Genomic DNA, 7399 nt, shown 5'->3' with positions numbered 1-7399 from the left:
TCCACTGGTGTTAAGCATTCGGTAGCGTGTACGAATGAGACACCAGAAACCCCCACTTCAACCGGAGCGTCAGCGATGGTAAGTGGCGGGAGTATTCATGAGATGAGAAATATATAGATGGCCTAGCGGTCGTGATTGTTGTTGGAATCACATATCTCGCTTACGATAAACAGCCAAAGCGACCACAAACGCCGCAAAAGTCCAAGCGACCAAGACGATGGCCCCTTGTGCCGGGGGGAGCGCGCTTGCATCGCCGGGTTGCGGGAACCACATGGCGAGCCCCGCGGTGTCGGGGAGGTATTTCGCTTGAGTGGTTTGCTCTCGCAAGAGCGGGCCGGCGATAAAGGTATAGCCGAGTACGACAATTGCGGCAGGTAGCGTTCGGCGCAGCAGAACTCCCAAGGACGCGCTGAGCAGGGTCATAAGACCGAGGTGCACGGTTACACCTGCAAGGACACCGATAGTGCTGCCTAGATCCAGAGACGCTGAAGGAACGTCGCCGAGAGTGATTGCGGCGAGCAGGACGCTGGACGCCGCGGTGATGATCGCGGCAGGGACGACTATGATCGTCAGAGCAAGATGAGCGGCAACGAGTTGAAGGCTGCGCCGGGGCATTGCTGTAAGGGTTGTGTGAATTTGCCCTCCGGTATACTCGGAGCAGGAAGCAACGATCCCGAGAATGATGTATCCGGCTTGTATGTAGCTAATTGAGGCTAGTCCGATATCGAGTACGTTTGGCGTGCCGGTTGAGCCTTGCAATCCGGCGCTGGCGAAGGCGGCGGCCAGGACGAGATTGAGGATCAGTGAAACTCCTAGGGTGAGCCATATGGCTGGCAGCGACCCAAGTTTGGACAGTTCTGCGGCGAGTGCTTGGACGAATTCCCGGCTGCGAGGCCGAACGATTTCGGTGCTCATGCATCTCTCCGGCAAAATACGATGGCGGCAATGGTGAGAAGCGCCGCGACCCAGGCTGTCATGACCAGACCGCCGACGAGTGGGGCCATCTCGACAGTCGAGTCGTCGAGGTTGCGAATAAACATGCGAATTCCGGCCATATCGGGAAAATAGTATGCCAGCGATGTAATCCGAGTGAGCAGATAAGTGACTGTGACGACAGAAGTATTCACGATCAGGATAGCAAGGGGAACGATGCCATGACGGGTAAGGACAGTAATCCCGAATGCCAGAAGCGCAGACAGCACCCAATAGCAGACGATGCCGGCCAGACGCGGAACGTCCGCGCTTCCCAACTCGGGTGCATGCTCTCCAAGGAAGATCCGGATCTCAGCCATTGTAGCGACTGCAGAGGCTGAGGCCAGTACTGCGCTGACCATGGCAACAGCGGTTGCTTTCGCCAGCAGGAAACGGAGGCGGGACGGCCTCGCGATCAGGCTGGTCGTAATCTGGCGTCCGCCTCCGGATTCACCGCTTTCGGTGAAATACTCGCTGCTGACCGCGATAACGCCAATAATGATTGCGCCGATGACGCCGAACGCCAATTCTTGATAGCCCATGTCGATACCGACGGCTGTGTGATCACCTAGGGCAATCGCTTTCCGGGTCGATACAGAGTTGATTGCGACAATGGCCGTTGGGACAATCAGTCCTATGGCGAGCGCGACCCAGACCGACAGAAGGGAGAGCAGCTTGGACAACTCGGCAGTAATCGCCCTCATTGCGCGACCCTGCCGTTCGGAGTCGTAAGTGCAAAAAATGCATTCTCAAGCGTGCCGTGACCGCCGATAACTTCAGCAAGCGTGCCGTCGGCGACGATTCGCCCCTGGCTAATGACAATCACATCGTCAACGGTCTCGGCCAATTCTCCCATCAGATGGCTGGATAGCAGCACCGTACGGCCCGCTGCGGCTCGTTCGCGCACCAACGTCCTGATCCAGCGGATGCCTTCCGGATCGAGACCGTTCACCGGTTCGTCCAGAACCAGGACTTCGGGATCGCCGAGCAGCGCGGCGGCCAGCCCGAGTCGGCGTCCCATGCCGAGGGAGTAGCTGCCGACGCGTTTGGCCGCAGCATCGGTCAGACCGACGATCCCTAATACTTCGTCGACCCGGGAGCGGGGCAAGCCTGCCGAACGGGCGATCCAGCTCAGATGCGCGCGTCCGGTTCTGGCCCGGTGAGCGCCGGAGCCGTCGAGCAAGGCGCCAACGGTGGCGAGCGGGTTGCGAAGACGCGCGTAAGGTACTCCGTTAATAAGCGCTTCGCCTGAAGTGGCGCTGTCAAGCCCTAGCAAAATGCGGAGCGTCGAGCTTTTGCCTGCGCCGTTAGGCCCAAGGAAGCCGGTCACCCGGCCGGACCGCGCCTGAAAGCTGATGCCGTTTAGAATGGTGCGGGAACCGCGGCGTTTGACGAGTTGGTGGATGGTAAGCATGTGAAGCCCTCCTTCTTAACATGCTTTTCATTTTAACCGGTTCAGGTTAAATGCCGGGGAGGGCTCCGTTTAAATCCAGTTTAATTTTTTGCTTGGCAGATCGTCACGCTTGTGCCGTTTTCATCCGATACAAAATCCGTCTGAAGCTTCATTTCCTTCAACATATGCGCAGTGATCGCAAGTCCAATACCGGCGCCGCGGTCGGCGGAGGGCTCGTCCATTCCAGGGCCGCGATCTGTGATCGTCAATCTCTCCAATTCCGCGTTTACGGCTATACCGACATATTGGCCGGTTCCTGCATGCCGGAGGATGTTCTGGAATAGATTATCAAGCACGCGCGTCATCCATTGCGGATCGACTTCCCATGAGAACGTCGTCTGCATCGGCAAATCGGCTTCGATACGGAACCCCGCCTGCTCAAACGCCGGATACCAGGAGGCGATGGAGGCTCTCGCCAACCGAACGATATCCGTGGGAATGGGGTGATACGGGTATTTGCCCGAGGTGAGCAGCGTGTATGCCAGCAGGTCGTCCATCAGTTCTCCGACACGTGTAATGGTATGGTCGATCGCCTCAAGCGAGTCGCGCCCTTCCAGGCTGAGCGGTTCTTTGCTCAACCTTGAGGCGTGTCCGCGAATAACGGTAAGCGGCGTTCGTAAATCGTGCGACAAATTCGCAATCAGTCTTCGCCTGAGCGATTCCTCTTCCAGTTCCCGGCGGCGGCTATCTTCGAGCTGGAGGACCATTCGGTTAAATGACGCTTCCAACTGGCCGATTTCGTCCAAGCGCGCGGAGCGAACGGACATAGGGCGGGGAAGCCGGTCGCCGTCTGCAGGCACGGCCATCGCTTCCTGCAGACGGATCAGCCGTCGACGGAGGCGATAGAAGAATATCCACGAAATGCAGATAAATACGGTAAAGATGAGGCCGATCAGGACCACGATGCTGCGATATTCATACAGCGGACCCGACGGCTCTTCGGAGGGGGATACGCCGGCAACCATGAAAATCGCCAGAATCGGAAGGGAAATGAGAACTAGAAAATGGAACAGCAAATACCGGCGGAAAAACGAGCCAAAACGTCTCATAGTCGGACTCTGTACCCGATGCCTCGAACCGTTTCAATAATTTCCGGCACGTCCGGGTTTCGTTCCAGCTTCTTGCGAAGGTGGCGAATATGGACCATCAGCGTTTTGTCGCCCTCCATGTACGGTTCACCCCAGATCGCTTCAAAGATTTTTTCTTTAGGCAAAATTTGATTGGGTCGGCCCAGAAAATACATCAGAATTTGATGCTGCTTGCCCGTCAATATAATTTCTTCTCCCGTGCTTTCATTCAGCACCGTATTCTCGGTCATGTTCACGACGATATGCTGTCCGAGCTTCATACGTTTCGGAAGTCCCGATCCGCTCCTGCGCAGCAGAACTTCCACTCTCGCTGCCAGCTCGTCGAGATGAAAAGGCTTGGTCACATAATCGTCGGCGAACTGAAGCCCCGCCAGCTTATCATCGACAGCCGAACGGGCGGACAGGAGCAAGACCGGTACCGACGGGGCCGCTTTTTTTAATCGTTGACCGATCGTAAAACCGTCCAGCCCGGGAAGCATAATATCGAGGATGACGACATCTTTTTCAAGCACTTCCCGTTCCGCGCCTTCTCCGGATGTTAGCCACTGCACCGCATAGCCGCGCTGCTCCAGCTCCTCCTTGACCCACTGGCCGATTTCCCGGTTGTCTTCAATATACAGGATGCTTCTCGTATTTTCGGTCCGAAGCTGTTCCGGCGTACCGGCGGAAATCCATCTCGCGTCATTCATTTGCTTCGTCTCCTTCATCGCAAACGGGCTCTAACCGCTCAACCTGACCATATGAATATACGAATTGATTTCACAACGATTATACATTTTGCTTATCAAGCGATCAAAACTATTTATAGGGCATTTCGGATACTGTCCCGGCTGGAGACTCGTACTCAGGACAAGTTAGCGGTATAATCGGATTAGAAAGGGGACGGGATCACGATGGAATTCGAAGCGGTAATGCAGCAGTTGGAAGCACTCGGCAAGGAACGGTTGAAGAAGATGTACATGTCCAACGGCGCGCATGATCCGCTGTTCGGCGTCGCTACGGGCGAGATGAAGCCGATGTACAGAATCATCAAGAAAAATCAGCCGTTGGCCGAGCAGCTGTACGCTACCGGCAATTACGACGCGATGTATTTTGCCGGAGTTATCGCCGATCCGAAAGCAATGACTGAGGCGGATTTCGATCGGTGGATGGAGACGGCTTATTTCTATATGTTGTCGGACTTCGTCGTCGCGGTTACGCTCGCGGAGACGGACATTGCGCAAGAAGTGTCCGACAAATGGATTGCCAGCGGGGAAGAGCTGAAAATGTCGGCGGGGTGGAACTGCTATTGCTGGCTGCTCGGCAACCGTCCGGATCACGAATTTTCCGAAAGCAAGCTTAGTGAGATGTTGGAGCTCGTGAGAAACACGATCCACGATCGTCCCGAACGGACCAAATACGCGATGAGCAATTTTATTTACACGGTCGGCGTCTCCTACTTGCCGCTCCATGACGAAGCGGTCGAGACCGCTAAGGCGATCGGCCAGGTCCAGGTGAAGAAGAAGTTCCTGAACGCACTGGGGAATATCGAAAAGGCGGAAGCAAAAGGGCAGCTTGGGTTTAAGCGCAAATATGTGCGTTGTTGAAGCCGGGGGAGGCAGCCAGATGAACGATCCGATCCGTTTGCTTCAAAACCACCGCTCCATCCGCAAATTTCTGACGACTCCGATCGAACAAGAGAAGCTGGATGCCATCCTGCACTCCGGACAAATGGCGTCCACTTCGAGCAATATGCAGGCCTACAGCGTCATCGGAGTTACCGATGCCGAGCTCAAGAAGCGGCTCGCCCTCTTGTGCGGCAATCAGGCTTACATCGAGCAATGCCCGATCTTTCTCGTATGGTGCGCGGACCTTCATCGACTAAGCGCCGCGTCGGAGATGCATGGGACCGAAGCGCAGACGGACACGACGGAGCATTTTATAATCGCGACTGTCGATGCTGCCCTTGCCGCACAGAACGCAGCCGTGGCCGCAGAATCGTTGGGTCTCGGCATCGTTTACATCGGCGGTATCCGCAATCGCATCGCCGAGGTCGCCGAGCTGCTCAAGCTGCCGGTGCTCGTCTATCCGGTATTCGGCATGTGCGTCGGCTATCCCGATCAGACGCCTCTCATGAGGCCGCGCTTGCCGCTGGCAGCCATCTTCCATCAAGAAACCTATCATACCGACAACGAGCTTTCCGCGATTAATGAATACGACGAAACGACCCGCGAATATATGCTGGCTAGGTCCGAAGGCAGGGCGAACCGCTCTTGGTCGGAGCAAATGGCGGAACGAATGGCGTCTCCTTCGCGTCTGCACATGCAATCTTTCTTAATGAAGCAGGGTTTCCTGAGAAAATAGCCAAAGACCAGGTTCGAGGCGTGATCGGATATCGCGGGGCTGTCTCGTCAGATCGACGTTGGATCTGGGGGGCGGCCCCTTTGCGTATTCCCCCTCTTAATAAATTCTTTAGGATTTTCCGGCCTTATTTTTAAAAACTCTCCTTTATCCTGTAAGCAGATAAGGGAGGATTGGCAGCATGAAAAAACTATTATTCGTAGCAGCAATTGCGCTTATGCTCGGCTACGGGTGGAATGCATTGAAGCCGGCGGGCTCGGATGAAAATAAAATCGTCGTCCTGGAAGGGGAGCCTGCGCGCTGGGAAGAGCCGGGGTCGGCGGAGACGGCGATGCTGCACATCGATCCGGACGAGGCGTATCAAGGCGATTTGCTGCTCGTCAATTCCCGGCACCCGGTGCCGAAAGGGGCGAAGCTGCCCGACGTCGTTAATCTGTTCGAACGGCCGGATTTAATGGAAGGAATCGGCGTGTTGGACAACAGCGTCGAGCTGCCGCCGGATCTGCTGCGCAAGTTCGCCGCGATGATCGAGGCGGCCAGAGCGGACGGCGTCGATCAGTTTCTGATTACGAGCGGCTACAGAGACGAGGAGAAACAAGCCGAGCTGTACGAGAGGATGGGGGCGGACTACGCCAATCCGCCGGGCTACAGCGAGCATAATCTGGGGCTGTCGCTCGACGTCGGTTCTTCGCTCGGGCTGATGAAGGACGCCCCGGAGGGCAAGTGGCTGGAGAAGAACGCCTGGAAGCACGGCTTCGTGCTGCGTTATCCGGAGGATAAGACGGAAATAACGGGCGTTAAGCACGAGCCTTGGCATTTTCGCTACGTCGGGCTCCCGCACAGCGCGATCATGCAGAAGCAGGGCGTGGTGTTGGAAGAGTATTTGGACTACTTAAAAGAACAAGGACGGATTCAGGCGGAAGTGAACGGAACGGCGTATACCGTGTCCTACTACTCCGTGAAGGCGGGGAAGCCGCTCTCCATTCCGATCGAAGGCAGCTACGAGCTTTCTGGGGACAACATGGGCGGGGTTATCGTCACGACTTGCGAGGCCGGCTCGCCGGGCGCGAAGGAGGCCGGACCTTCATGAAACTGCGAATCGTCGTGCTGCAAGCGGTTCTCGCCATTTATTTGTACATTTTAGTCAAAATTATTCTGTTCAAGGGCCATTCCGCCAATGTCGCCTATATGACGGAGCAGTTGAAGATCAGCTTCCAGGAACCGGCGCGCATCCTGATGAGGATCAAGCAGGGAAACCTGATCCCAATGCATGAAATAACGAGCGCGTTGAACGCCGGCACGGGACACAGCTCGGTGAACTTATATGGCAATTTCGCGATTTTCGTGCCGCTTGGGCTGCTGCTGTCAGCGCTCGGAGCCCGCAAGGGAGCGAGGGCCGCCAACGTTTGGGCGATCTCATTCTTTCTCAGCTTGGCGCTGGAAATGTCCCAGGCGATTTTCTCCATAGGCAACTTTGACGTGGACGATCTGATTTTGAATACGGCGGGTGGAATGGCTGGCAACGCGCTGTACGTTCTGTTTGCCA

Annotated in this window: 8 protein-coding genes and 1 pseudogene; 4 read left to right on the top strand and 5 right to left on the bottom strand. The window is 56.0% G+C overall.

What is annotated here, in order from left to right; translation table 11 throughout:
* Window positions 1-147 precede the first annotated feature (147 nt).
* From ACESLM_RS02990 to ACESLM_RS02970, 5 genes are all read right to left on the bottom strand, one after another.
* Window positions 148-915 carry an ABC transporter permease gene (locus ACESLM_RS02990; protein ID WP_372629866.1) on the bottom strand — a complete coding sequence of 256 codons (768 nt, stop codon included), beginning with the start codon at window positions 913-915 and terminating at the stop codon, window positions 148-150.
* Window positions 912-1676 (bottom strand): ABC transporter permease, encoded by a 765-nt coding sequence (locus tag ACESLM_RS02985; protein ID WP_372629864.1) that lies wholly within the window; start codon window positions 1674-1676, stop codon window positions 912-914. The genes ACESLM_RS02990 and ACESLM_RS02985 overlap by 4 nt, the downstream gene beginning before the upstream one ends.
* Window positions 1673-2386 carry an ABC transporter ATP-binding protein gene (locus tag ACESLM_RS02980; RefSeq protein WP_372629862.1) on the bottom strand — a complete coding sequence of 238 codons (714 nt, stop codon included), beginning with the start codon at window positions 2384-2386 and terminating at the stop codon, window positions 1673-1675. The genes ACESLM_RS02985 and ACESLM_RS02980 overlap by 4 nt, the downstream gene beginning before the upstream one ends.
* Before the next feature lie 80 nt (window positions 2387-2466).
* The gene (locus tag ACESLM_RS02975; protein ID WP_372629860.1) at window positions 2467-3474 is read right to left on the bottom strand and encodes a HAMP domain-containing sensor histidine kinase; all 1008 of its coding nucleotides are present in this window, start codon (window positions 3472-3474) and stop codon (window positions 2467-2469) included.
* Window positions 3471-4202 (bottom strand): response regulator transcription factor, encoded by a 732-nt coding sequence (locus ACESLM_RS02970; RefSeq protein WP_372629859.1) that lies wholly within the window; start codon window positions 4200-4202, stop codon window positions 3471-3473. The genes ACESLM_RS02975 and ACESLM_RS02970 overlap by 4 nt, the downstream gene beginning before the upstream one ends.
* Window positions 4203-4406: 204 nt before the next feature.
* Between ACESLM_RS02970 and ACESLM_RS02965 the strand changes: the two genes are divergently transcribed.
* From ACESLM_RS02965 to ACESLM_RS02950, 4 genes and pseudogenes are all read left to right on the top strand, one after another.
* Window positions 4407-5099 (top strand): DNA alkylation repair protein, encoded by a 693-nt coding sequence (locus tag ACESLM_RS02965; protein ID WP_372629857.1) that lies wholly within the window; start codon window positions 4407-4409, stop codon window positions 5097-5099.
* Between the two features lie 19 nt (window positions 5100-5118).
* Window positions 5119-5856: an oxygen-insensitive NADPH nitroreductase gene (nfsA, locus tag ACESLM_RS02960; protein ID WP_372629855.1), complete on the top strand. Its 738-nt coding sequence runs from the start codon at window positions 5119-5121 to the stop codon at window positions 5854-5856.
* A 178-nt stretch (window positions 5857-6034) separates the two neighbouring features.
* A complete protein-coding gene (locus ACESLM_RS02955; RefSeq protein ID WP_372629853.1) occupies window positions 6035-6943 on the top strand; it encodes a M15 family metallopeptidase in 909 nt (302 codons plus the stop codon).
* Window positions 6940-7383: pseudogene (locus ACESLM_RS02950) on the top strand (VanZ family protein); the annotation flags it as partial. The gene ACESLM_RS02955 and the pseudogene ACESLM_RS02950, both read left to right, overlap by 4 nt.
* Window positions 7384-7399 lie beyond the last annotated feature (16 nt).

The sequence above is a fragment of the Cohnella sp. genome, from assembly GCF_041641335.1.
In the GTDB taxonomy this organism is placed as follows: Bacteria; Bacillota; Bacilli; order Paenibacillales; family Paenibacillaceae; genus Cohnella.
The sequence above is the reverse complement of the archived record's forward strand: the minus strand, read 5'-3'. Positions and strand labels throughout refer to the sequence as shown.

What these genes read in the sequence shown, in the direction of transcription:
- ACESLM_RS02985 (WP_372629864.1), bottom strand. Translation starts at nt 1,676, where the DNA reads ATGAGGGCGATTACTGCCGAGTTGTCCAAGCTGCTCTCCCTTCTGTCG.
- nfsA (WP_372629855.1), top strand. Translation starts at nt 5,119, where the DNA reads ATGAACGATCCGATCCGTTTGCTTCAAAACCACCGCTCCATCCGCAAA.
- ACESLM_RS02970 (WP_372629859.1), bottom strand. Translation starts at nt 4,202, where the DNA reads ATGAATGACGCGAGATGGATTTCCGCCGGTACGCCGGAACAGCTTCGG.
- ACESLM_RS02975 (WP_372629860.1), bottom strand. Translation starts at nt 3,474, where the DNA reads ATGAGACGTTTTGGCTCGTTTTTCCGCCGGTATTTGCTGTTCCATTTT.
- ACESLM_RS02965 (WP_372629857.1), top strand. Translation starts at nt 4,407, where the DNA reads ATGGAATTCGAAGCGGTAATGCAGCAGTTGGAAGCACTCGGCAAGGAA.
- ACESLM_RS02990 (WP_372629866.1), bottom strand. Translation starts at nt 915, where the DNA reads ATGAGCACCGAAATCGTTCGGCCTCGCAGCCGGGAATTCGTCCAAGCA.
- ACESLM_RS02955 (WP_372629853.1), top strand. Translation starts at nt 6,035, where the DNA reads ATGAAAAAACTATTATTCGTAGCAGCAATTGCGCTTATGCTCGGCTAC.
- ACESLM_RS02980 (WP_372629862.1), bottom strand. Translation starts at nt 2,386, where the DNA reads ATGCTTACCATCCACCAACTCGTCAAACGCCGCGGTTCCCGCACCATT.